We start from the raw sequence: 23,255 nt of genomic DNA, 5'->3' as shown, positions 1-23,255 counted from the left end.
TAAGCTTACAAACTATAAAAAGTATCAAAATGAGAAAAGATCTAGCAAAAAATAAAAAAGCATTTCATGATTATACAATTATAGAAAGCTTTGAAGCTGGCATAATTTTACAAGGCAGCGAAGTCAAAGCACTCCGTGCTGGTAGAGCAAATTTAAAAGATAGCTTTGTAAGAATCATTCGAGGCGAGCTATTTTTATTAAATGCTCATATTAGCCATCTTCAGACTGCTCACTCACACTTTCGTCCAGATGAGAGATCTCCTAGAAAGCTGCTTATGCATCGCAAACAGATAGATAAGCTACTAGGCAAAGTAAGCACTGATGGTCTTACCATAGTTGTCTTAAGTCTATATCTAAATAATAAAAATATAGTTAAAGCAAACATCGCCTTAGCAAAAGGTAAAAATCTACATGATAAACGAGAAGCGCTTAAGGCTAAGCAAGCAAATCTAGAGGCTAGAGCTGCCCTAAAAAGATATATATAAAAAGGAAAGATATGAAAAATATTAAATTTATAGCAATATTTTTAGCAATATTTTTAGCACTTAGTGGATGTAGCAATGATGAGTCAAATGCCACACAAACATCACAATCAAATTTATATAAAACTGGAGATGAGATAGAATTAACTAGTATAATTGGCAGCAAAGCTACTATTATACGCACAGAAAATGGCTTTAAACTCAAAGATAGCGATAAAATTTTAATGCTTGATATATTTGGGACATATTGCGCTCCTTGTCAAAAAGAGGCTCCTCACTTAATGGATTTTCAGCTTAAAAACGCAGATAAATTTATGATAATTGGTCTTATACACTTTGAAGATGTTAGCGATGAGTATGTTTTAGAAAACTTTAGTAAAAAATATAATGCCTACTACTTCATATCAAATTCAAAAGAAAATAGCAAGATTATAGATCAAGCTCTAAATGATATAGGCTATAATAGAGCCCTTTCAATCCCATTTAAAGTAGTATTAAAAGATGGCAAATACCAAAATCTAAGTGATAATCTAGGCGGTACAACAACGCAAAATAAATTCTACCTAGGCGAAGTAAGCACCAACACAATCAGTCAAGATATAGATAAGATTTTAAATGCAAACTAAAAGATCATTAACTTCAAAAACCAAATTAAAAGAGTTTAAACCTACTCTTTATAAGGTAATTTTACTAAATGATGATGTTACTACGATGGATTTTGTAGTAATGATACTTTGTGAAATTTTTAATAAAGAGCTAAATCAAGCTGTAAATTTAATGATGCAAATTCATAAAAATGGTAGTGCAATTTGTGGAATATACACCAAAGAGATTGCCCAAACCAAACAAAGCCAAACATTAAGCCTTGCTAAGGCAAATGGCTTTCCACTAAAATGTGTGATAAAAGAGGATTAATGATAGAACAAAATCTAGCAAAATCAATAAAACAAGCTAATGACCTAGCTTTAAGCGAATCGCATGAGTATATTAGTACTGAACATATTTTATATACTCTAACATTTGATAAGGAATTTATAAAAATTCTAGAAAATATCGGTATTAATGATGTTATAGCTTTAAGAAATGATCTAATAAATATACTCAAAGAGTCTCCAAAATCTAGCGAAAAAAAGCCACCAATTCTTACTCATAAGCTTAGCGAATTATTCTCTAGTATTACTGCTGAGGAAAATTTTGGAATTGAGGAGTTTTTAGATGAAGTTCTAGCCGATAAAAATTCTCAAGCATATCAGCTTTTTGAATTTCACGGCTTAAATATAGATACTAATGAACTCCTATCTGTAGCTGTAAATTTAAATGAACTTGTCAAAAATGGACAGATAGATCCTGTAATAAATCGAGATAAAGAAATTGATAAGGCATTACAAATTTTATGCCGTCATAAAAAGAATAACCCAATCTTTGTCGGTGAAGCAGGTGTTGGCAAAACAGCAATAGTGCAAGGAATAGCTCAAAGAATCGTCCAAGGAAATGTCCCAGCTAGATTAAAAGATAGTATAATTTTTAGTCTAGATATCTTTGCTATTTTAGCTGGTGCAAAGTATAGAGGTGAGTTTGAAGAGAGATTAAAAGAGATAATAAACCGCCTAAAAGAGAATAAAAATCATATAATATTCATAGATGAAATTCACACTATATTAAATACTGGCAACAACGATAACGGCCAAGACGCAGCCAATATCTTAAAACCACATTTAGCAAATGGTGATATAAGATGTATAGGTGCTACTACATATAGTGAGTTTAGAAATTTTAATAAAGATAGAGCTTTGCTTCGCCGTTTTAATAAAATTGATGTAGCAGAACCTAGCAAAGAAGAGAGTTTAGAAATTTTAAAAGGCCTAAGGGCTACTTATGAGAAATTTCATAATGTTAAATATAGCGATGAAGTTTTAAATCAAAGCATAGAGATGGCTAAGAGATATCTAAGCGATAAATTTCTCCCTGATAGTGCTATAGATATAATAGATGAAGCTGGCGCAGCTACCAATATAGAACACAAAAAAAGTGTAACAAAAACCAAAATTAATGAAATAGTCTCTAAAATGGCCAATGTTTCAAACATACAAACAAGCTCTGATAATACTCAAATTTTAAAAAATCTAAGCTCTATACTAAACTCCAAAATTTACGGACAAGATCTTGCAATAAAGAGCTTAAATGATGCCCTTATCACATCATATGCTGGATTAAATGATGAGAATAGACCAATTGGCGTATTTTTATTTACCGGAAGCAGCGGAGTTGGAAAAACAGAACTAGCCAAAGAGCTAGCAAATGCCTTAAATATTCATTTTGAGAGATTTGATATGAGTGAGTATATGGAGAAACACGCTGTAGCTAAACTAATTGGCGCACCTCCTGGATATATCGGATTTGAAAATGGCGGAATGCTTACAAATATGGTGAAAAAACACCCATATAGTGTTATACTTTTTGATGAGATAGAAAAGGCTCACCCTGAACTTTTAAATATATTTTTACAGATTTTTGATAGTGCTACACTAAGCGATGCTAGTGGAAATAAGAGTGATTTTAAAAATACAATTATAATTATGAGTTCAAATTTAGGCACTAAAGAAGCGCCAATTATGGGCTTTAATAAAAATGATAGCGATAAAACAGATAGAGCTGTTAAAGGATTTTTTGCTGCAGAATTTAGAAATAGAATTGATAAAATAATAAACTTCAACTCTTTAAGCCATGATGTTCTTGAAAAGATCGTTCAAAAAGAGATAAAAGCCTTAGAGATATCAGCAAAAAAAGTCAAGATTACTCTAAGTAAAAAAGCAGTTGATGAGCTAATTAAACGAGGATATAGCAACGAATTTGGCGCTAGAAATCTAAAAAGAACTATCAAAGATAATATAAATTTAAAACTCTCAAAAGAATTGCTTTTGGGTGCTTTAAAAAATGGCGGCACTGCAAATATTGATTTTGATAAAGATGGGTTTAAATTTGATTTTAATTCTGTAAAATAAATTATGAAATCTATTTTTCCAAACCCTATTACTGCGCCAAAAGATGAGCCACTAGCTTATGGCGGCGATCTTAGTAGCGAGGTTTTAATCGATGCATATACTCATGGGATATTCCCTTGGCCATATGATGGAGTCATATTTTGGCATAGTCCAGATCCAAGAGCTATATTTTATCCTCAAAATATTAAAATTCAAAAGAGTTTGCGACCATTTTTAAGGGATTATAGAGTTAAATTTGACTATAATTTTGCAAATTTTATCAATTTTTGTAAAATACAAAGAGAGATCAAAGAGCCAACTTGGATAGATCAAAATGTTGTAGATAGCTATATTAAAATGCATGAGTTAGGCTATGCTCATAGTGTAGAAGTATATCATCAAGATAGGCTTATTGGTGGGCTTTATGGGTTGATTTTTGGTAAAATTTTTTGTGGTGAGAGCATGATAAGCGTAGGTAAAAATGCCTCTAAAGTCGCTCTAATAACATTAGCAAAAGCTTTATCAAAGTATGATTTTATCATCGATGCACAGGTAATGAATTCTCATCTTGAGTTTTTAGGAGCTCAAAATATAGCTAGAGATGAGTTTTTATCACTTTTAAAGATTAAGTCAAATCAGCCTAGTGGATTTGCAAAATTTAAAGATTTAGAGCCAAATTTGGAATAAAATTTGCTTGAATCTCAAAATAAATTTTAAAAAGGATATATGATGTATGCAGGTTTTAGTACTAGCAAGTCAAAACAGTTAGTTGATTCAGCTCTTAGTAGCAGAGTTACTCGTAATCAGTTAATCGCTAGTAATATTGCAAATATCGATACTCCTTTTTACAAAGCTAAAGATATTGACTTTGAAACTGCCTTAATAGAAAAAAGAAAAGAGGTCTATAAATTAGGCTCAAATGAGCCAAAGCTAGAACTTGCTAGAACAAATGATAAGCATTTTGCATCTATTGATTTTCCATCTTCAAAGATACCAACTATATATCTAAGAGATGGCCACATGGCTAGAAATGATGCTAATACCGTTGATTTAGACATTGAAACTAGCGAAATGAGTAAAAATGTTTTAATGATTCAAGCACTAGATTCGGCTAGCAAAAAACATGGCGATATCTTTAAAAGCGTAATAGACGCAAGCTCAAAAATCTAAAGGATAAATAATGGCATATTTAAGTGATTTTGATATTAGCGGATATGGTCTAAGCGCTCAACGCTTTAGAATGAATGTAATTAGCTCAAATATTGCTAACGCTAACACTACAAGAACAGCAGAAGGTGGTCCATACCGCCGTAAAGAAGTTGTATTTAAAGCGATTGAATTTGACCAAGAGCTAAATAAACAAATAAATGCTAAAAATGATTTTTTAGAAAATGAGAATCCTTTAGACGATCCAGATGCGCCAAGATTTCCTAAGCCTGCAATCTCTACAGTTATAGTAGATAAGATTGTTCGTGATGATAAGGATTTTAAAATCAAATTTGATCCTACTCATCCAGATGCAAACGAAAAAGGGTATGTAATGCTACCAAATATTAATCCAGTTATTGAGATGGCCGATTTAATAGAAGCAACAAGAGCATATCAAGCAAATGTATCAGCATTTCAAAGTGCTAAAGCGATTGCAACAAGTGCTATTGATATGATGAAAGGATAATAAATGAATATTAATAATATATCAAATTTAAATCCGATAGAACAAAAAAGCAATAAAAGTACAAATTTAACAGATCAAAGCTTCTCTGATATCTTAAATAAAACTCTAGGTGAGTTAAATGATGTTCAACAAAAAGCTGATAAAGCAGTAGCTGATCTAGCAACTGGTGAAGTAAAAGATCTACATCAAGCTGCAATTGCAATTGGCAAGGCAGAGACAAGTATGAAATTAATGCTAGAGGTAAGAAATAAAGCCATAAGTGCATATAAAGAGATAGCAAGAACACAGCTATAATGAATCAAAATAGCAGCCAGAGCAAGGTATATATAGTATTTATATTAATAATACTTGGTATCTCTATATTTTTAACAGTTATATTTTATCGCTCCAGTATCGAAAGAAGACTTCCAAAACTCCAAAGTAGTGATTACACAAGTGCTATGCGAGGCTCTATCTTGAGCCAAGATGGATTTAGTTTAGCTAGTAGCCAAAAATTATTTAAAGCTATGGTAGATACTAGAAATATTGATCCAAATAAAAAAGAGTTATTTATAAAATTATATACTTTATATAGTGGCGATGATCCCAAAAAAATTAGAAAAATCCTAGCAAAAAAAGGCTTAGTAACTCTATCATATGAGATTGATGCCAAGGGTGCTGCATATCTAAAAGAGTTAGCTAGAAAGCTATATAGAAATAAAGTATTTATCGCTTATCAAGATCCAAAAACAGGTATAGTATCAACTCAAGGAATGAGTATCGTAGAAAGTGGAGAAAAAAGACTATACATGGCAAGCGATGCTCTAACTCCAACTATAGGCTATATCAAAAAGATTGAAATAGATGGTATTACAAAAGTTGAAGGAGTAAAAGGAATTGAAAAAGTATATGATAACTTGTTATCCTCTACTCAAGATGAGTTAACAAAAGGACCAAGAGATCTAGCAAATACAATTATTCTAAGTAAAGACGCTGAGCTATCTCGCCGTATTGATGGATATAATGTAGTTTTAAATATTCCATTAAAACTACAAAAAATATTAGAAAAAATGGCCACAGCAAAGATGAATGAACTAATTGCTAAAGAAGTTATAATAGGCGTTATGGAGGCTAAAACTGGAGCTATAATTTCATTAGTTTCTACCTCTAGATATAATCCATCAAGTATCACTAAAAAAGATTACCAATCACTAAATTCAACAGCAAGCGAATACGCCTATGAGATGGGTTCAGTTATGAAGCCATTTATCTTTTCCCTACTTCTTAAAGCTGGCAAAATCGACCCATTAGAGATTATAAATGTCTATGGAGGTAAGTATAAATTAGGCAAAAGAGTTATCACAGATAGCCATAAAAACGACATTCTAAGCGCTCAAGATATAATAGTAGAATCCTCTAATGTCGGTATGATACAAATAGTAGATAGATTAAATGAATTTGAAATTTACAATGGGTTATTAGATTTTGGTTTTTCTAGAAAAACTGGAATTGATCTAAGCTATGAACAAGTGGGAAATATGCCATCAATCTCTAAGTTAAAAAATAAAGTATATAAATCAACAATAAGTTATGGCTATGGATTACAAGCTACTTTTATCCAGCTTCTCTCAGCCTATAATGCTATTACAAATGATGGCGTAATGATTACTCCGCGTATTGCAAACCACTTAGAAAAAAACTCTAAAACATACAAATATAAAGAGCAAGAAAGAACTCAAGTCTTACCAAAATCAAGCGCTCAAAAGATGAAAGAGATATTAGTAAAAGTCGTAGAAAGTCCAAATGGTACGGCTAAAAGAACTAAAATTCCAGGCCTAATAATTGGCGGCAAAACTGGAACCGCACACATAGCTGCAAGTGGAGGTTATAGCGATAAACGATATAATGCTAACTTTTTTGGATTTGTTCGTGATAAAAATGGCAAGGAATATACTATTGGCGTATTAGTGCGTGAACCGATGAGACCATATCCATATTACTATGCATCATGGAGCGCACTTCCAATATTTAAATCTACAGTTGAGTTAATGATAGAAAATGGCTATCTAACTCCTGCAAAAATAGAGACAAAACAGACAAAAAACAAAGATACAGATATAATATTAGACTAAATTTATCTTAAATAAAAGCTTTTTAAGTCTCTTTAGCATATAATTTGAATTTTATTTTTTAAGTAGAGTTGATTATGAATTTAATAGATAAATTAGAAAAATCTCAAAGATTGGAATTTGATGATGCTATCAGGCTTTATGATTTAGATCTATTTACTCTAGGTAAATATGCCAATAAAATCAGAGAAGCTAAAAATGGTAAAAAGGTATATTTTAATATAAATCGCCATATAAATCCAACTAATTTATGTGCTGATGTGTGTAAATTTTGCGCCTTTTCATCTCATAGACAAAGTGCTGAGAAGAGTTATACAATGAGCTATGAGCAGATTATTGAAGCAGTAGATAAAAGCGTATTAAATGGAGCCAAAGAGATACATATAGTCTCTGCTCACAATCCAAATGTATCATGGCAATGGTATCTAGAGATATTTAAAATGATAAAAGATAAATATCCAAATTTACACATAAAAGCACTTACTGCAGCAGAGGTGGATTATCTACATAGAAAACATGGCTTAAGCTATGAAGAAGTGATAGAAAAAATGATAGAGTATGGTGTAGATAGTATGCCTGGTGGAGGAGCTGAAATATTTGATGAAGGCATTAGAGCTGAGATCTGCAAAGGCAAAGTAAGTAGCGATAACTGGCTTAAAATTCACTCTTTATGGCATCAAAAAGGTCGCCAAAGTAACGCTACAATGCTATTTGGGCATATAGAGAGTAAAGAGCATAGAATTGATCATATTCTTAGAATACGCTCACTTCAAGATAGCTCCTTAGCGCTTAATAATGGCGGTGGATTTAATGCTTTTATCCCATTAGTTTATCAAAGAGATAATAATTATCTAAAAAACATACCATTTTTAGGCTCGGTTGAGATATTAAAGACAATGGCAATTAGCAGAATCTTGCTTGATAATATAAATCATATCAAAGCATACTGGGCTACTTCTACTTTAAATTTAGCTCTTGTAGCACAAGAATTTGGTGCTGATGATCTAGATGGAACGATAGAAAAAGAAAGTATTCAAAGCAGTGCTGGAGCAGCAAGTAAAAATGGTAAAAGTCAAAAAGAATTTATAGAGCTAATTCAAACAAGTGGATTTATACCAGTTCAAAGAGATAGCCTATATAATGAACTTATAATATACAATTAGGAAAGAAATATGGATATATTTAAACTCAAACAAAACAATACAACTGTAAAAACCGAGCTAAATGCAGCTCTTACTACATTTTTGGCTATGCTTTACATAGTTCCAGTTAATGCGCTTATCTTAAGCGATGCTGGTATGCCAAAGGACGCCTTATTGGTAGCAACTGCACTTATTACTATCATAGCAACTATATTTAATGGCTTATGGGCTAACACACCAGTAGCGCTAAGTACTGGAATGGGATTAAATGCTTACTTTACATATAGCATGGTAATTGGTATGCAAATTCCATGGCAAACTGCACTTGGAGCAATATTTATAAGTTCAGCCATATTTACAATTTTAAGCTTTACAAACTTTCGCCTTTGGATTATCAAAAATATCCCGCTAGATCTTAGATGTGCCATTAGTGCTGGTATTGGCGCATTTATATGTTTTATTGGTCTATCTCAAATGGGCTTAATAGTTGCTAGTCCAGCTACTAAAGTTGCTATTGGCAATATTAGCGATCCTAAAGTTTTAGTTGGTGTTATAGGGATTATATTTATGATACTATTTTGGACTTTAAAACTGCGTGGCGGATTTGTTTTAGCAATTGCTGTAACATCAATTGGAGCATGGATATTTGGAATTTATGAAACACCAAAAGAGATAATCTCAATACCTGTTAGCATTGCTCCAATTTTTGGGGAGTTAGATATTCTCTCAGCTCTTAAAATTTCTTTACTTCCAGCAGTTTTAACACTATTTGTTACTCACCTATTTGATAGTATTGGCACCCTTACTGGAGTTGGAAATAGAGCCAATCTATTTACACACGCTGATGGTGAAAAAAAATTAGCCAAAAATTTAGAAAGTGATGCAATAGCTAGCATGGGTGGAGCCGTTATAGGTACAAGCACAATTACAGCATTTGCAGAGAGTGCAAGCGGTGTAGAAGCTGGTGGCAGAACAGGACTTACAGCTGTATTTATAGGAATATTTTTTATATTTACCCTATTTTTCTTACCACTATTTGGCTCTATTCCAGCTAATGCTATCTATCCAGTGCTTGTAATGGTAGGTATTTTAATGTTTAGCGAACTTGGCAAAATCAACTACAAAGATCCAGCTATTTGCGTTTCAACATTTTTAACTGTGATATTAATGCCGCTTACATACTCTATTACAATAGGATTGAGCGTGGGATTTATATCATATTTTATTATTAAATTAGCACTAAGAAAATGGGAAGATCTAAATTTAGGCGTAATTACACTAGCTATTATTAGTCTATTTGCCTTTATTGCTAGTTCAGCACCTAATCTATTTAAATCAATAATTGGAGGCTAAAAAGATGACATATTATGATTTTAGCTCATTTGAACATGATGCCAAAATTTTAGCCAAAAGGGCTAGATATGAATTTAATCCAGAGGCTATTTTAGGTATTGCTAGAGGTGGATTAACTCTAGCTCACTTTTTAGCAAATGCGCTTGATATTAGAGATTGTTTTAGTCTAAACTCTATACATTATGAAAATACTACAAAACTAGATACTATCAAAATCTACAATATCCCAGATCTAAGCAAATTCAAAAGAGTATTAATTACAGATGATATTATCGATAGTGGTGAATCTATGGTAGCTATCAAAAAAGAGATCAATAGATTATATCCAAATTTAGAGATTGCTGTAGCTACTATATTTTATAAGCCAAAAGCTTTGATGTTACCTAATTTTACTATCAAAGAAGCTGATGATTGGATTGAGTTTTTTTGGGATTTAAGCTTAGAATAGATGATTATGCGAGCTGAGATTTTAATATACTATTTTTGCACAGGACTTACACTATGTATTCTTTATGCAACCCAACCAATTGGTCCTATATTTGAAAGCGAACTTGGTATATCTAAAACTCAAGCTGCTCTATTTACTACTGCAATAATGACTCCACTAGCATTTGCTGGAATATTTTATGGCTATCTACTTGAAAAAATTGCTATTAAAAATATCTTAGTCGTAGCATTTTTACTTCTTGGTATTAGCGAGATTATTTTTAGCTTTGCTAATTCATACTTTTTATTATTAAATATTAGAGGATTTCAAGGGTTACTAATCCCTGCTGTGCTAACTGGAATAATGAGCTATATAAGTCAAATTTCATCAAAAGATAATGTAGCAAGTGCTATTGGTATATATATTGGAGTTACTATTATTGGTGGATTTATGGGGCGAGCATTAAGTGGATTTTTTACAGATATATTTGGCTGGAGACCATTTTTCTTTATTATTGGCTGCGTTGCTATTTTTGCTTCAATTTTACTACTTAAATTTAGCCAAAATATCAAAGCTAGCTATCTAAAACCACGATTAATAGATATAATCCATACTCTAAAGCTTCGTCATAATCTTTATATATTTTTAATGATTTTTGGGATATTTTTTACATTTCAAGCGATGCTTAACTTTATCCCATTTGAACTAGCTAGAATTGATGAAAATTATAATTCATCAAAGGCTGGAATGCTATATATTGGCTATTTAATTGGTGTTTTAGTTGCATTTAATACTAAAAAAATTACAGCTCTATTTCGCAGTCCAATAACTGCTATAATAGCTGGAATCATAACCCTTATCATTGCTATTCAAATTTTTAGGATCGAGAGTTTTGGACTTATTTTTGTAGCAATGGTAGTCTTTTGCCTTGGAAATTTTATAGCCCACTCTATTGCTAGTGGATTTGTAAATAAGATGGCTACAACGCATAAAGGAATCTCAAATGGGTTATATGTGAGCTTTTACTACTTTGGCGGAGCGCTTGGTAGCTTTATCCCTGGACTTATTTATATGCCTTTTGGTTGGAGTGCATTTTTGTGGTTTCTTAGCGTTATTAGCTTTATTTCATTAATTTTTATTTTGGTGATTCGTGATATCAAGGCTTAATCTATTTTGGCTTTTTATAGCCCTAGCTTTAAACTCAGCTCTTTTAATCTTTAGTATGAGTGGATTAAGCATTAGCTATTATGAAGCACAAATCTATTATAGTAACTCAAATTTAGGTCTAATGCTAAGATATATTAGCTCCATATTTGGCAGTAGCGAGGTTTGTCTTAGAGCTATATTTTTAATCTTGCATATTGCTAATTCACTCTTAATATATGCCATCTCACTTAAAATATTAAAACGCCAAAGCGATTGTGTAATAACATCAATTTTATATATGTTTTTACCTGGAGTTTTAGTTAGTGCATTGATAATCTCTCAAGCTACTATTGCTATATTTTTTACACTTATTATTATATTTTTAGAACAGCGTTCTCAAAAAGCTTTAATGGGTGTAACATTAGCTATTACAATGCTATTTAGTGAGCCATTTATTGCTCTATATCTTGCAATTATGCTATTTGGAATATTTAATAGAGATAAAAAAATGGCACTCCTTGGTATATTATGTTGTATAGCCTGGTATTATCTAAATGGCCTTGAGGCTAGCGGCAAACCGCGTGGATATTTCTTAGATTCTATGGCTATATTTGCAGCTGTTTTTTCACCTTTACTTTTTATCTATTTTATCTATACTTTATATAGAATTTGCATTAAAGAGAAAAAGACTTTTTTATGGTTTATTAGCACTACTGCAATTGGCGTTTGTATGTTGCTTTCTATGCGTCAAAGGGTTGATTTAGAGATATTTTTGCCATTTTGTGTAATTTTTGTGCCAGTTATGGTGCGTGTATTTTTTACCTCATATCGCTCAAGACTTCCTCGCTTTAGAACCATACACAAAATTATTACTATTATTGTTTTGGCTATCTTGGCTATAAATAGTTTAACCATTATATTTCATCAATATTTATATCTCTTTTTAGATAAGCCTAGCCATCATTTTGCCTACAAATATGATATAGCAAAAGAGCTAGCCAATGAGCTAAAAAACAGAAAAATTAATAAAATTACTACCAATTCAGCCTTAGCTATTAGACTTAAATTTTATGGCATAGAAAGTGGTGGTAGCTATACCCTAAGCCAAAAACAACAAAAATCTTGTCAAACTATCAAAATATCTAAATTTGATAAAACCATTGCGACATTTTATCTATGCAAAAAATAAGAGCTTTTAGCGTTTTTGAGCTTGTTCTTGTTATGATTATTATTGGAATAATTCTATCTATAATAGTTATAAATTTCAAAAATGACGAACTACTAAGAGCCGCTAACCAAGTTGCAACGCATATAAAATATACACAATATCTAGCGCTTATAGATGATAAATTTAACCCAGAAGATAAAAACTGGTTTAAAGGCAGATGGCAGATATATTTTATTAAAACAGTTGATAGCAAAAGCGTATTACACTATGCAATATTTAGTGATAGTGGAGGATATAGCGGAAGTCCTGATGGCTACGAAGTAGCAAAAAATCCACTAAATCCAACTAAAGTTCTTACAGTCTCACACGCAGGTATCAGCACGATAAAACCAACTGATGAGCTAGATTTAATGAGTAAATTTAATATAAAAGATATAGAGCTTTTAGGTGGATGTAGCCACTATAATTCAACAAGAATTAGTTTTGATAATCTAGGAAGACCATATAAAGGCAATCCAAAAAGCTCTGCAAATTCAACTCAAAATTTAATTACTTCTATCTGCCAAATTCGTTTAACACATAAAAATAAAGAGTGTATCTATATAAACATTACTCCAATTACTGGACTAATAACCATAGGAAATCCACAAAAACAGTGCCAAGTAAATTAAATAAAACTTGGCGCATCATTACTAAATAAAATCAGATCCCCACTCATAGTATGCAAGGCTAAAAATTCATTCATCTTAGACTTATCAAACAACCTAATAACCTCAGGTCTATCTAAATGCTCTTTTAATTCAGATTCATTTATCGCACTTGTAATTACTACTATATCAAAAACCTCATTAATCACTTTTGAAAGCTCGCTATTTACTCCATTTCCACCCTCTATTATACCTGGAGTTAGTAGAATTTTTCGCCCATTATACTCTTTTACAAGCTTATAGCTTGCTATCATTCCATTTAGATTACCATTAAAGCTATCATCAATTATAATCTTACCACCAGCATCTATCCTTTGAAGTCTATGCTCTATACTTTTTACATGCTCTAAACTAAGATTTTTAACACCAGCAGCCTGTGAAGCTAGTAACGCAGCAGCAAGATTATAGCTATTAAACTCACCTAGTAATTTTGCACTAAAGTGGTGAGTTTCATCATCTAATCTCATATCAAACTCAATCCCATCAAGATTACTTTTGATATTGCTTACAAGCTCATCATAAATTATAGATTTACCTTGTAAATTTGTAGAACTATGTGCTATGGATTTGATTAGGCGTTTTGAATTTAATGCTTCTAGCTTTGTTGTTCTTACCCCTTCAATAGAGCCAAAATACTCTAAATGCGCTCCACCAATCTGCCCGATAACTACAATTTGCGGATTGATAAATTTAGCTATCTCATCTATATCGCCCCTAAGTCTAGCACCAGCTTCGACAATATAAAGCTCTGTATCACTACTTAAGCCTTCGTTAATATCGCGAATAATTCCAAGTAGAGTATTTACACTGCGTGGAGTTTTGTGAGTCTTTAGCTCCTTACTAGCAATATCATAAATAAAATTTTTTATACTAGTTTTACCAAAACTTGCAGTTACTAAGATAATCTTTAAATTTGGCATAGATTTTAGCTTTTCAAGGGCTTTATTTTTATATCTTATAGCCAATATTTTCTCACCAATAGCACTAAATATAAGAGCAAATATTACGCTAAAAAGCGTATGAAATAGCCCATTTTGACTATAAGGACAAAAAATAAAAAGTCCAAATCCTACAATCAAAAAAGCAAAAAATCTCTTTACTCTAGCAGTTATTACAACTCTTTTATCTAATTTATACGCCCAAAAGATAGTAGCTAAAATATAAATAGTACTAATACAGATTAAAGATATTAAATTTGGACAAATAGCAATTGCTACAAGTGGCAAAACAACAAAATATATATGCCACATTGGCTTAGTATAGTGAAAAATAACCCTTTTAATCTTATAACTAAACCATTGCAAAGCACTAATTAAATAGTATCCAAAAGCGATAGTAAAGCCAAATTTAGCCACAATTGAAATGATAAAAGCTAGGCTCATTTTTGCTCCTTTGATATAGTTGTAGCAATAAACTCACCATGATTTAAAAAGAAAAAGTGATCGCCTTCAAGCTCATAAAATTTACTATTTTGAATTAGTCTAGCTATCATCTGCCCACTACTAAGTGGAGTAGCCTCATCGCTAACTCCCCAAAATATAAGTGAATTTGAATTAATCTTAGCAAAAATAGAACTAAAATCTTCATCTACTACATTTTTTAGCGTCTCATACATTACCTTACTCATATTATCCACATCTTTTGTAGCAAAAAATCTCCAAAATCTACCAAGCCCAATTCTCTTTAAAATTTTAAAAATTGCAATCTTAACTTTAATGCTAAATCGTTTTTTCTTAATAATTCCAGCACTACTAAGTAGTATTAAATTTTTAGGTTCTAAAAGAGCAGCTATCTTGCCACCAAAACTATGCCCCATAATAAACTCAAAATCAATATCTAAAAGCTCTATAAATTTAGCAGTTATCTTAGCATAATCACTCGTACAAAGCGGTATCTCCAAGTCACTACTAAATCCAAATCCAGGCAAATCTAAATAGATGCAATTATAGTTGCTAAGATGCTTGCTAAATGCTCTTTTCATTAGCTCCTTATTCGCTCCCCAACCATGTAAAATCAGCATATTTTTACCACTAGATTGCCCTAAAATTTCATAGCTTAATCTATATTTTAAACCATTATACTCTATCTCTTTTATCGCCATATTAACTCTCTTTTTTCTTATTATAAATTGCTTCTAGCAAGGTTACAGCCTCGCTTAAGCGTTCATATTCATCTATATTTAAAAGCACAGCCTCAAAGCGATTATTTTTAACTATGAAAGCTCGTTTAATCTTAGCTTGAGAGATATCGCCTAAAATTGAACTAAAATTTCGCACTACCTGCGTAGCAGTATAGACCTCATCTTTGCTAAACTTTGCCATTTATATTCCTTGCGTATAATTTTACATAAAATTATACATAAATTTAACTTTAGTAGCTATGAAATGAAATAAATAAAAAGAGCCTAAAATCATAAGGCTCTTTTAATAAGTTTAGGCTAGTTTGCCTTTATTACTCGTAATAGAGTGAATGTATTTATAATCAACATGGATTTTTTTCTCAACTTTTATACTATTTGCTAGACGATTTATAGAGCCTGTAAAGTCGCTAAATAGATAGTTTGCCAAGCTTCCTGGGTTTGGATTTATCTCATTTAGATAGACCTCATCGCCAATTACAAAAAAATCACATCTAATAAGTGCTCCATCAAATCTACCGCCTGTATAAATTCTATCAAAAGCATCTTTTATCTTATTTTTTATCTCATCACTTAGATCAGCTTCTACTGAGCTAGAACTTGTAAAACTCATATATTTTTGCTTAAAATCTAGCATTTTACCCTTTTTTGGCTCTTCTATCATAGATAGTTCTAGCCCTTTGGCACCCTTAAATCCAGCTAGATTAAATTCCCTAACACCATCTACAAATGGCTCAACCAATATCTCATTATCAAATTCAAATCCCACATCTAAAGCATAATCAAGCTCATCAAGATTATTTACTACACTTACACCTATGCTGCTTCCAAGATGTGATGGTTTTAAGATATAAGGCAGAGTCAAATTTGGCTTTTGATTTTTGGTTATTACCTCATAATCAAGCGTTTTAACTGAACATTTTAATGCTAAAAATTTAGTTAAAACCTTTGAGTAACTCATCACACTAGCTTCAAGTCTTGGTCCAATAAACTTAAGCGAGTAAAACTCAAACATCCCAGCTATTTTACCATCTTCGCCATCGCATCCATGGATTAAATTTATATAGCAATCAACATCAATACCCTTAACTCCAAATATACCATGCGTAACAAAGCCACCCTCTTTTAAATAGAGTTTTTTGCATTTTTTATACTTTTGTGAGCTAAAAAAATTTGCTCTCATATCACCAGGTTCAATCAGATAAAAATCCCTATTAGCATCTACAAATATAAATTTTAAATTTGCCTTTAAGGCCTTTTTTATTGCTATGGCCGAGACTATGCTAATCTCATGCTCCCAGCTTGCCCCACCAAAAACTATACCATAATTCATCACTATCCTTTAAGCCAATATTTTAAGCGCCTCTTTGATTAAAGATGGCGTATCATTACTAGAGCATTTAGCTAGTGCAGCACTAATCTTATCTCGTTTAAATCCTAAACTCTCAAGTGCCATAAATGCCTCATTACTAGCACTATTTGCGCTACTTATCTCACCTAGTTTAGCATCGCTTAGCTGAGCTATTAGTGTTCTTGCAGTTTTTGGGCCAATTCCTGGTACTCGTTTTAAAACCCCATCATCACCATTTATCACTGCTGAGCTAAACTCATCTGGACTAAGAGAAGAACACACGGCCATCGCAGTAGATGCTCCAATTCCATTGACTTTTAAAAGTAGCTCAAAAATTCTCTGCTCACTCTCTTTTAAAAATCCATATAATAGATTTGCATCCTCTCTGATAATTTGCGTTATAAATAGCTCTACACTATCTCCCTTTTGCAACGAAGCACTAGTAAATAGTGAGATATTTACCCCATATGTAATACCAGCACATTTTATCCAGATTGATGTTGGATCTTTTTTAGTTATTAATCCCTCAATTGCTTTTATCATATCTCGTTTGACCTTTTTATCTCATATCCATTTATTCCAGCTTTTAAAGACATTACTCTTGCTATCTCATTTTCTTTAGTGCTATATGTCACATCTACTGGCGGTTCAATAAGCCTAAATTTAACCTCATTTAGCTCAGTCCATCGGTCTTTATTTATGATTTTAGCATCAAAGATTATACTCTCCATACCTACTAACTCATCTTTTAATGTAGCTAGCTCCATCTGCTTGGAATTTATACTTTTTAAAATTTGATTATACTCTGTTACTAAACCTTGAAAATCTTTTAGTTTTTTTAAGAACGCAGCTGGCGGGGTTATTCCTTCTTGTCTCATCTCTACTAATCTATTTTTTATCATATTTATAGAGTTTTTATTGCTATCTATTATGTTTCTTTTATGCTCTAGCTCTTTTGGTAGAGTTTTTAACTCCTCTTCTAAGGCTTTCATTTTTTGATGATGTTCTGTCACATCGCCCTTTTCATCAAGGATACTATTTACATCTATTATCAATCTATTATTATCACCTTTTAGCTCATCTATGCTTATTAATGAAGAGGCCTTTATAGTTGAGTTAGAATGCAAAATTTGAATATGCACCTCTTCAGCTTCTATATCTCCACCCAAAACTCGGTTTAAATGCACTATTTTAGCTCTTACTTTACCACCTTCTAATCTATCTATATGAGCCTCATCGCACTCTAAATATCCCATATGCAAAGATATAGTTACATTTTGTGCATATATTTTTGACTGGGCGTGAGTGTTGCCCTCTATAACTACAGTTTTGGCTTTAATGACTGCATCTTTAGCCACATTGCCACTAGCTCTAACCTCGCTAGTTTCTACCTTCATTCCGCTACCTATGGCATCTTTTAAATAGTTATTCTCTTTAATATTTATCTTAACATCTGAATCTAAGCTTGTAGTAATTGAGCCAGTAGATTTTAAATTTACAGCACCTACTTCTAGCTCCTCTTTTATATCATATTTATTATTTTCTTCGCTAACATAGCCACTTTTAAGAGCTATATATTTGATATTATCTTCACCCTCTTCTACTTGAATATTTGGACTTACTGTAATTTGAGTCTCTTGGCTAGTTTTTGGCTCAATTACTGGAATTAAATCACCCTTTAAGTTGCGTCCATGGGTGCCAGTTTTTGGCTTGATATACTCCATTATCAAATCACCCTCTAAAACACTACTTAAAAATCCTCTATCGATATCATTTCTACTCTTACCTTTATCTTCGCCTACCTCTTCGCTATTTTTATAATATATTAGTAGCTTATCATCTATAGGCAAAACCGGCTCAATTCCTGTAGCTACTATAATAGTCTCTGGCTTGTCTATTATCTCTTTAATTCTTAGCATTGATGTTAGTTTTGATATTTTCTTTTTAAAATCTTTTTCTCTTAAACCTATTAAAAATCCAGCCTTTAGCATCTTTTTATATATTGTATTTATAAGCTCTTTTTCAAACATTGGAGTATATCTAGCCAAAGCATCTTCTTTTATAGTAACTGCTATTTTAGTAGAGTTTTTATTTGTCCCTAAAGTAACTTTAGGAAGGTGTGGTCTAATATCTTTTCTAATATCGTAAAATTTAACCTTATAGGTCTGCATAATAGATAAATTCTCATCTAAAAAGAATTCATCATCATCAAATATATCTCCATCTTGTACTGGGGTAAATTCAGCTTGCGGGTTAGTTTTATAGCTAGTAAAGATCTCTAAGATATCAAAATCAAGATACTCCGGCGGTACGCCCATACTCTTAGAAACCGCATCAATATCTTGATATGGGTTCTTGCTATCTTCTACCATCTATAAACCTTTTAGGGAGTTGTCTTAAAATTATACTGCAAAATTATATCCAAAAAAGATAAAACGGCTTTTAAGCCTAATTGTATTATACTTACAAAATTAATTTTTGGAGTAGGATTTGAAACAAAAACTAATCTTAATCGGAGCTTCTACTGGCGGACCTGGTCATTTAAAAAAGCTTTTAACCGGAATAAGTTTGCCAATAAATGTCTCTATAATCATAGCTCAGCATATGAGCAAAAATTTTGTAGGATCATTTGCTAGCAGATTAAGTCAAGAGCTAAACTCAGATGTAGAGTTACTAAACAACAAAGTAACTCTAAAAAATAAAATTTATATCTGTGCGCAAAATAGCATTATATTAAATTCTCAAATTCTAACTGCAAATATAGACCAAAGCGGAGCAATAACTACATACAATCCAAATGTAAATATGCTATTTAACTCTGCTGTACCAATATGCAAAATAGCCGATGTAATGGGAATACTACTTACTGGCATTGGCGACGATGGAGCTAGTGGATTAAATGAACTATATAAAGCTGGGGCTAAATGTATCGCAGAAAATGAACAATCAGCCATAGTATATGGTATGCCAAGGCGAGCTAAGGATATAAATCCAAATTTAGAAATTGCCAATTTAGATATGATTAGAACAAACTTACAAAGGTTTATTGTATGAGCGAATTTGAGTGTAGCAGTAGCGATCTTTTAGAGTTTATAGAACTAGCTAAGAAACTAAGTGGAAATAATCTAATAAGCAAAAAAGAGATTGTCAAAAATAAAATAGCCCATTTTGCTAAAAATAAAAATATCGATAATATGCAAACTCTATGTAATAAATTTAACTTTGATAGAGCACTTAGACAAGAGCTTTTAAATTTAATCACAATTAATGAGACATACTTTATGCGTGAATTAAATCAATTAAACTCAGCCATACAATACGCCAATACTCTTAGCATAGGCGGAGGTAATGTAAAGATATTATGCGCTCCATGCAGTAGTGGTGAGGAGGTGTATTCTCTTGGAATATTAGCCAAGTCAATTGGTATGGATAGATATCGCTTAAAGATAACTGGAATAGATATCAACTCAAATATGATCCAAAAATGCAAAGATGGGATATATAATGAACGCTCAGTAAAAAATTTAAAAGCATCACAAAAAGAACTATACTTTAAAAAAATAGAACCTGATTATCAAATCAGACAAGAGCTTATGCCTATGATTGAGTTTAAGACTATTAATATTTTTGATGATTCGCTATTTGCTCTTGGGCAGTTTGATATAATTTTATCTAGAAATATGATGATATATTTTGATGAGAGTTATAGGGTTTTGACTATTGAAAGGTTTGCTAAAATCTTAAAACCATATGGAAGAATCTACTTTGGTAGTGCTGATTTGGTGCCTTATTGCGATCTATATAGCAAGATAATTGATCTATCTGGCACATACTACGAAAAAGTATAACGCCTATATACATAAGCATAATAAAATGCCCCAAACAAAAATGTCAATGCCATCAAAAATGTAATCATAGCCAAGCTTATACCACTTTCATACAAAATTCCAATCATAAAAGATATAGTAGCTGACACTAAGTAATATACCATATCTTTATAGGCAATAGCCCTACCATAAAAGCTCTTATCGCAGTTATTTTGCAGCATTGTAAATGTATATGACCATAGTGTAGATGTACAAAATCCAGCTGCTAAAAGCCCAATAAGCCCCAAATAATAATCAAACTGCAGTAAAGCCCAAAGACCGATACCTAAAAACTCACCAATAAAAAGCCATATAAGCGTCTTATTATTTATAAATTTACTCAAAATCATAGGCCCAATAACTAGCGAAATTGCTCTTGTCATATTCATAAATCCTATAATAAGAGATATGCTCATAATCTCTTTATACTCATATTTAGCCATAAGAGCTATGAGATTATCATATGCTGTTACACCTACAAATGCGTGCAAGAATATTATATGCATTAAGGTTTTATTAGCTTTTATATAAATTAGACCCTCTTTCATCATCTTAAATATATTTTGACTAGTTACTTTAATAACCTCAGGCGCTTTAAGTTTAGTTAGCAATATCATACCAATAATATAAAGCCCAAAATCAAACAAAAACGATGCTTTTATTCCAAAATAGTAGATAAATATTCCAGCAAGACCCATACCAGCCGTATATGATACCGCCCAGATAATGGAGTGAATCTCATTGGCTAATTTTAAATTTTTCTTATTCATTAGACTTGGCAAAAGACTCATCTCAGTTTGAAAATAGACAACCCCTACGCCCATACGAACAAAAATAATTACAAAAAGCAACCAAAGCAAGGAGATATCATCTATAAAAACCAGCATAAATACAGTTATAACCTCTATAAAAAGCATTAACATCATCAGCTTTTTAGGGTTAAATTTATCTACTATCACACCATTTATCGGAGCTAAAATAACATTTGGGATAAATGCCATCGCAGCAGCTAAAGTGATTGCCCACACTGGCGCAGACATATCTATTAAAAGAGTAAATATTCCAGTATGGCTAAACCACATCCCAAAATAGCATATAAACTGAATAGAGCTAAGCACTCTTAAATTTGGCTTATAACAAAATAGTGCATAGTATTTTTTCAATTTTTGACCTTAAAATGATATAAAAAGCATAGGATTATAGCTAAATTTTATTAAATTATAAAATAAGCATATAGTATTTTATATTATAATTTTAGACTAGCAATTGATTTTTATAAATTTTAAAAGAGATATTAGGCTTTTAAAAATTTATATTTTTGTTAAATAAGCTTGAATTTTGCCAGTTTTTGATACAATATCGCCTAAAATTTAAGGATATTGTGTGAGTAGATTAAGCGTTGATGAGGCTTTAAATCTTATTAAAAATGGAGATTTAAGAGAGCTTGGAGAGATGGCAAGTGCCAAAAAATTAGAACTTCATCCAAATAAAATTACAACTTTTATAGTAGATAGAAATATAAACTACACCAACACCTGTTGGGTAGATTGTAAATTTTGTGCTTTTTATAAGCATGTTAATGAAGATGAGGCTTACTTGCTTAGTTTTGATGAGATTGATAAAAAGATAGATGAGCTAATAGATATCGGTGGAACTCAAATTTTATTCCAAGGCGGCGTACATCCAAAACTAAAAATACAATGGTATGAAGAGTTAGTATCTCATATTGCTACTAAATACCCAAATATCGATATACATGGCTTTTCAGCTGTGGAGATAGATTATATAGCTAAGGTTTCTAAAATCTCTATTAAAGAAGTTTTATCTAGACTTCAAAAGGCTGGATTATATAGTATTCCAGGTGCTGGGGCTGAAATATTAAGCGATAGAGTTCGCGATATTATCTCACCTAAGAAATGCTCTAGTGCTACATGGCTAGAAGTGCATAAAGAGGCTCATAAAATCGGTATGAAAAGCACAGCTACAATGATGTTTGGCACTGTTGAGAGTGATGAAGAAATAGTAGAACATCTAGATAAAATCAGAACATTACAAGATGAGACTGGCGGATTTAGAGCATTTATCCTTTGGAGCTTTCAATCGGCCAATACAAAACTCATTCTCCAATATCCACAGATTAAAAAGCAATCACCAAACCGCTACCTACGCCTACTTGCAGTATCAAGACTATTTTTAGATAATTTTAAAAATATACAAAGCAGCTGGGTTACACAAGGTTCATATATAGGGCAACTAGCTCTTAAATTTGGTGCAAATGACCTAGGTAGCACAATGATGGAAGAAAATGTAGTAAAAGCCGCAGGAGCAAGCTATAGAATGAGCCAATCACAAATGATAGAATTAATCAAAGATATAGGCGAATTTCCAGCTAAACGCAACACAAATTACGATATTTTAGAAAGATTTTAAAAAGTAATGGCGGTATAGATAAACTTCATATCGCCGCTTTCTATAATATCGCTATAATTCATTAAATCTTCATCTCCTACCTTTTCAATAGCATAAAATCCAAGATTTAAAAGCTTTATTTGAGCCTCTTTTAAAGTCCAAATTTTATAAAATTCAATTAATTTATTATCTGAATTTTCAACTCTAAATATTTGATGATTGCTAAAACAATACTCCATATGAATATCAAAATTTCTATTTTTTATCAACTCTAAATCTACACCTATAAATTTAGTACTAATA

The 23,255-nt window shown here is 31.8% G+C and carries 26 protein-coding genes; 18 read left to right on the top strand and 8 right to left on the bottom strand.

Annotated features, from left to right (window positions below; translation table 11 throughout):
- The first annotated feature begins 29 nt into the window (after positions 1 to 29).
- The 15 genes from smpB to CVIC12175_RS03295 all read left to right on the top strand — a co-directional run bounded on the left by smpB (position 30) and on the right by CVIC12175_RS03295 (position 13,153).
- Positions 30 to 485 carry an SsrA-binding protein SmpB gene (gene smpB, locus CVIC12175_RS03365; protein ID WP_086256739.1) on the top strand — a complete coding sequence of 152 codons (456 nt, stop codon included), beginning with the start codon at positions 30 to 32 and terminating at the stop codon, positions 483 to 485.
- A gap of 11 nt (positions 486 to 496) precedes the next feature.
- A complete protein-coding gene (locus tag CVIC12175_RS03360; protein ID WP_086315856.1) occupies positions 497 to 1,108 on the top strand; it encodes a thioredoxin domain-containing protein in 612 nt (203 codons plus the stop codon).
- Positions 1,098 to 1,397 (top strand): ATP-dependent Clp protease adaptor ClpS, encoded by a 300-nt coding sequence (locus tag CVIC12175_RS03355; RefSeq protein WP_086253994.1) that lies wholly within the window; start codon positions 1,098 to 1,100, stop codon positions 1,395 to 1,397. The genes CVIC12175_RS03360 and CVIC12175_RS03355 overlap by 11 nt, the downstream gene beginning before the upstream one ends.
- On the top strand, positions 1,397 to 3,484 hold the full coding sequence (locus CVIC12175_RS03350; RefSeq protein ID WP_086302395.1) for an AAA family ATPase: 2,088 nt from the start codon (positions 1,397 to 1,399) through the stop codon (positions 3,482 to 3,484). Before CVIC12175_RS03355 ends, CVIC12175_RS03350 begins: the two co-directional genes overlap by 1 nt.
- 3 nt (positions 3,485 to 3,487) lie before the next feature.
- The gene (gene aat, locus CVIC12175_RS03345) at positions 3,488 to 4,150 is read left to right on the top strand and encodes a leucyl/phenylalanyl-tRNA--protein transferase (RefSeq protein ID WP_086302397.1); all 663 of its coding nucleotides are present in this window, start codon (positions 3,488 to 3,490) and stop codon (positions 4,148 to 4,150) included.
- 42 nt (positions 4,151 to 4,192) lie between these two features.
- A complete protein-coding gene (gene flgB / locus CVIC12175_RS03340; RefSeq protein WP_086246597.1) occupies positions 4,193 to 4,633 on the top strand; it encodes a flagellar basal body rod protein FlgB in 441 nt (146 codons plus the stop codon).
- A 10-nt stretch (positions 4,634 to 4,643) separates the two neighbouring features.
- Positions 4,644 to 5,138, top strand: coding sequence for a flagellar basal body rod protein FlgC (gene flgC, locus CVIC12175_RS03335; RefSeq protein WP_086246598.1), 495 nt, complete (start codon positions 4,644 to 4,646; stop codon positions 5,136 to 5,138).
- 3 nt (positions 5,139 to 5,141) lie between these two features.
- Complete coding sequence (gene fliE, locus CVIC12175_RS03330) at positions 5,142 to 5,432, top strand: flagellar hook-basal body complex protein FliE (RefSeq protein WP_086246599.1); 291 nt, start codon at positions 5,142 to 5,144, stop codon at positions 5,430 to 5,432.
- The gene (locus CVIC12175_RS03325; protein WP_086302399.1) at positions 5,432 to 7,249 is read left to right on the top strand and encodes a peptidoglycan D,D-transpeptidase FtsI family protein; all 1,818 of its coding nucleotides are present in this window, start codon (positions 5,432 to 5,434) and stop codon (positions 7,247 to 7,249) included. Before fliE ends, CVIC12175_RS03325 begins: the two co-directional genes overlap by 1 nt.
- A 71-nt stretch (positions 7,250 to 7,320) precedes the next feature.
- The gene (gene mqnE / locus CVIC12175_RS03320) at positions 7,321 to 8,409 is read left to right on the top strand and encodes an aminofutalosine synthase MqnE (protein WP_180380657.1); all 1,089 of its coding nucleotides are present in this window, start codon (positions 7,321 to 7,323) and stop codon (positions 8,407 to 8,409) included.
- Positions 8,410 to 8,418: 9 nt separating this feature from the next.
- Complete coding sequence (locus CVIC12175_RS03315; protein WP_086248227.1) at positions 8,419 to 9,741, top strand: NCS2 family permease; 1,323 nt, start codon at positions 8,419 to 8,421, stop codon at positions 9,739 to 9,741.
- A gap of 4 nt (positions 9,742 to 9,745) precedes the next feature.
- Complete coding sequence (locus tag CVIC12175_RS03310; protein WP_086256742.1) at positions 9,746 to 10,189, top strand: phosphoribosyltransferase; 444 nt, start codon at positions 9,746 to 9,748, stop codon at positions 10,187 to 10,189.
- 6 nt (positions 10,190 to 10,195) lie between these two features.
- Positions 10,196 to 11,335, top strand: coding sequence for an MFS transporter (locus CVIC12175_RS03305; protein WP_236861091.1), 1,140 nt, complete (start codon positions 10,196 to 10,198; stop codon positions 11,333 to 11,335).
- A complete protein-coding gene (locus tag CVIC12175_RS03300; RefSeq protein ID WP_180380644.1) occupies positions 11,319 to 12,503 on the top strand; it encodes a glycosyltransferase family protein in 1,185 nt (394 codons plus the stop codon). The genes CVIC12175_RS03305 and CVIC12175_RS03300 overlap by 17 nt, the downstream gene beginning before the upstream one ends.
- Positions 12,491 to 13,153: a hypothetical protein gene (locus CVIC12175_RS03295; RefSeq protein ID WP_086255345.1), complete on the top strand. Its 663-nt coding sequence runs from the start codon at positions 12,491 to 12,493 to the stop codon at positions 13,151 to 13,153. The genes CVIC12175_RS03300 and CVIC12175_RS03295 overlap by 13 nt, the downstream gene beginning before the upstream one ends.
- Here the strand turns inward: CVIC12175_RS03295 and CVIC12175_RS03290 are convergent.
- The 6 genes from CVIC12175_RS03290 to CVIC12175_RS03265 form a co-directional block, all read right to left on the bottom strand.
- Entirely contained in the window at positions 13,150 to 14,571 is a 1,422-nt protein-coding gene (locus CVIC12175_RS03290) for a Mur ligase family protein (protein ID WP_086255346.1), read from the bottom strand. The genes CVIC12175_RS03295 and CVIC12175_RS03290 overlap by 4 nt on opposite strands.
- The gene (locus tag CVIC12175_RS03285) at positions 14,568 to 15,290 is read right to left on the bottom strand and encodes an alpha/beta fold hydrolase (protein WP_086256743.1); all 723 of its coding nucleotides are present in this window, start codon (positions 15,288 to 15,290) and stop codon (positions 14,568 to 14,570) included. Before CVIC12175_RS03285 ends, CVIC12175_RS03290 begins: the two co-directional genes overlap by 4 nt.
- 1 nt (position 15,291) lies before the next feature.
- Positions 15,292 to 15,510 (bottom strand): prevent-host-death protein, encoded by a 219-nt coding sequence (locus tag CVIC12175_RS03280; protein WP_086246607.1) that lies wholly within the window; start codon positions 15,508 to 15,510, stop codon positions 15,292 to 15,294.
- Positions 15,511 to 15,621: 111 nt separating this feature from the next.
- On the bottom strand, positions 15,622 to 16,659 hold the full coding sequence (locus CVIC12175_RS03275) for a D-alanine--D-alanine ligase (protein ID WP_086256744.1): 1,038 nt from the start codon (positions 16,657 to 16,659) through the stop codon (positions 15,622 to 15,624).
- Between the two features lie 9 nt (positions 16,660 to 16,668).
- Positions 16,669 to 17,220 (bottom strand): Holliday junction branch migration protein RuvA, encoded by a 552-nt coding sequence (gene ruvA, locus CVIC12175_RS03270; protein ID WP_086256745.1) that lies wholly within the window; start codon positions 17,218 to 17,220, stop codon positions 16,669 to 16,671.
- Positions 17,217 to 19,049, bottom strand: a complete 1,833-nt coding sequence (locus CVIC12175_RS03265) for a flagellar assembly protein A (protein ID WP_086302403.1) — start codon at positions 19,047 to 19,049, stop codon at positions 17,217 to 17,219. The genes ruvA and CVIC12175_RS03265 overlap by 4 nt, the downstream gene beginning before the upstream one ends.
- Before the next feature lie 118 nt (positions 19,050 to 19,167).
- Here CVIC12175_RS03265 and CVIC12175_RS03260 point away from each other — a divergent pair, with 118 nt between their 5' ends.
- Together CVIC12175_RS03260 and CVIC12175_RS03255 are read left to right on the top strand one after the other, a co-directional pair.
- Positions 19,168 to 19,731, top strand: a complete 564-nt coding sequence (locus CVIC12175_RS03260; RefSeq protein WP_086248221.1) for a CheB methylesterase domain-containing protein — start codon at positions 19,168 to 19,170, stop codon at positions 19,729 to 19,731.
- A complete protein-coding gene (locus CVIC12175_RS03255; protein WP_086302405.1) occupies positions 19,728 to 20,525 on the top strand; it encodes a CheR family methyltransferase in 798 nt (265 codons plus the stop codon). Before CVIC12175_RS03260 ends, CVIC12175_RS03255 begins: the two co-directional genes overlap by 4 nt.
- Here CVIC12175_RS03255 and CVIC12175_RS03250 read toward each other — a convergent pair.
- On the bottom strand, positions 20,510 to 21,706 hold the full coding sequence (locus CVIC12175_RS03250; RefSeq protein ID WP_086302407.1) for an MFS transporter: 1,197 nt from the start codon (positions 21,704 to 21,706) through the stop codon (positions 20,510 to 20,512). The genes CVIC12175_RS03255 and CVIC12175_RS03250 overlap by 16 nt on opposite strands.
- A gap of 220 nt (positions 21,707 to 21,926) precedes the next feature.
- Here CVIC12175_RS03250 and CVIC12175_RS03245 point away from each other — a divergent pair, with 220 nt between their 5' ends.
- Positions 21,927 to 22,973, top strand: coding sequence for a dehypoxanthine futalosine cyclase (locus CVIC12175_RS03245; protein WP_086246614.1), 1,047 nt, complete (start codon positions 21,927 to 21,929; stop codon positions 22,971 to 22,973).
- On the opposite strand, the gene CVIC12175_RS08535 is transcribed toward CVIC12175_RS03245, so the two are convergent.
- Positions 22,970 to 23,239 carry a 4'-phosphopantetheinyl transferase superfamily protein gene (locus tag CVIC12175_RS08535; protein WP_257789276.1) on the bottom strand — a complete coding sequence of 90 codons (270 nt, stop codon included), beginning with the start codon at positions 23,237 to 23,239 and terminating at the stop codon, positions 22,970 to 22,972. The two genes, CVIC12175_RS03245 and CVIC12175_RS08535, sit on opposite strands and share 4 nt — an antisense overlap.
- Between the last annotated feature and the right edge of the window lie 16 nt (positions 23,240 to 23,255).

Source organism: Campylobacter vicugnae (assembly GCF_002139875.1).
In the GTDB taxonomy this organism is placed as follows: Bacteria; Campylobacterota; Campylobacteria; order Campylobacterales; family Campylobacteraceae; genus Campylobacter; species Campylobacter vicugnae.
This window is presented reverse-complemented; position numbering and strand designations above follow the sequence as displayed.

What these genes read in the sequence shown, in the direction of transcription:
- smpB (WP_086256739.1), top strand. Translation starts at nt 30, where the DNA reads ATGAGAAAAGATCTAGCAAAAAATAAAAAAGCATTTCATGATTATACA.
- CVIC12175_RS03360 (WP_086315856.1), top strand. Translation starts at nt 497, where the DNA reads ATGAAAAATATTAAATTTATAGCAATATTTTTAGCAATATTTTTAGCA.
- CVIC12175_RS03355 (WP_086253994.1), top strand. Translation starts at nt 1,098, where the DNA reads ATGCAAACTAAAAGATCATTAACTTCAAAAACCAAATTAAAAGAGTTT.
- CVIC12175_RS03350 (WP_086302395.1), top strand. Translation starts at nt 1,397, where the DNA reads ATGATAGAACAAAATCTAGCAAAATCAATAAAACAAGCTAATGACCTA.
- aat (WP_086302397.1), top strand. Translation starts at nt 3,488, where the DNA reads ATGAAATCTATTTTTCCAAACCCTATTACTGCGCCAAAAGATGAGCCA.
- flgB (WP_086246597.1), top strand. Translation starts at nt 4,193, where the DNA reads ATGTATGCAGGTTTTAGTACTAGCAAGTCAAAACAGTTAGTTGATTCA.
- flgC (WP_086246598.1), top strand. Translation starts at nt 4,644, where the DNA reads ATGGCATATTTAAGTGATTTTGATATTAGCGGATATGGTCTAAGCGCT.
- fliE (WP_086246599.1), top strand. Translation starts at nt 5,142, where the DNA reads ATGAATATTAATAATATATCAAATTTAAATCCGATAGAACAAAAAAGC.
- CVIC12175_RS03325 (WP_086302399.1), top strand. Translation starts at nt 5,432, where the DNA reads ATGAATCAAAATAGCAGCCAGAGCAAGGTATATATAGTATTTATATTA.
- CVIC12175_RS03315 (WP_086248227.1), top strand. Translation starts at nt 8,419, where the DNA reads ATGGATATATTTAAACTCAAACAAAACAATACAACTGTAAAAACCGAG.
- CVIC12175_RS03310 (WP_086256742.1), top strand. Translation starts at nt 9,746, where the DNA reads ATGACATATTATGATTTTAGCTCATTTGAACATGATGCCAAAATTTTA.
- CVIC12175_RS03305 (WP_236861091.1), top strand. Translation starts at nt 10,196, where the DNA reads ATGCGAGCTGAGATTTTAATATACTATTTTTGCACAGGACTTACACTA.
- CVIC12175_RS03295 (WP_086255345.1), top strand. Translation starts at nt 12,491, where the DNA reads ATGCAAAAAATAAGAGCTTTTAGCGTTTTTGAGCTTGTTCTTGTTATG.
- CVIC12175_RS03290 (WP_086255346.1), bottom strand. Translation starts at nt 14,571, where the DNA reads ATGAGCCTAGCTTTTATCATTTCAATTGTGGCTAAATTTGGCTTTACT.
- CVIC12175_RS03285 (WP_086256743.1), bottom strand. Translation starts at nt 15,290, where the DNA reads ATGGCGATAAAAGAGATAGAGTATAATGGTTTAAAATATAGATTAAGC.
- CVIC12175_RS03280 (WP_086246607.1), bottom strand. Translation starts at nt 15,510, where the DNA reads ATGGCAAAGTTTAGCAAAGATGAGGTCTATACTGCTACGCAGGTAGTG.
- CVIC12175_RS03275 (WP_086256744.1), bottom strand. Translation starts at nt 16,659, where the DNA reads ATGAATTATGGTATAGTTTTTGGTGGGGCAAGCTGGGAGCATGAGATT.
- ruvA (WP_086256745.1), bottom strand. Translation starts at nt 17,220, where the DNA reads ATGATAAAAGCAATTGAGGGATTAATAACTAAAAAAGATCCAACATCA.
- CVIC12175_RS03265 (WP_086302403.1), bottom strand. Translation starts at nt 19,049, where the DNA reads ATGGTAGAAGATAGCAAGAACCCATATCAAGATATTGATGCGGTTTCT.
- CVIC12175_RS03255 (WP_086302405.1), top strand. Translation starts at nt 19,728, where the DNA reads ATGAGCGAATTTGAGTGTAGCAGTAGCGATCTTTTAGAGTTTATAGAA.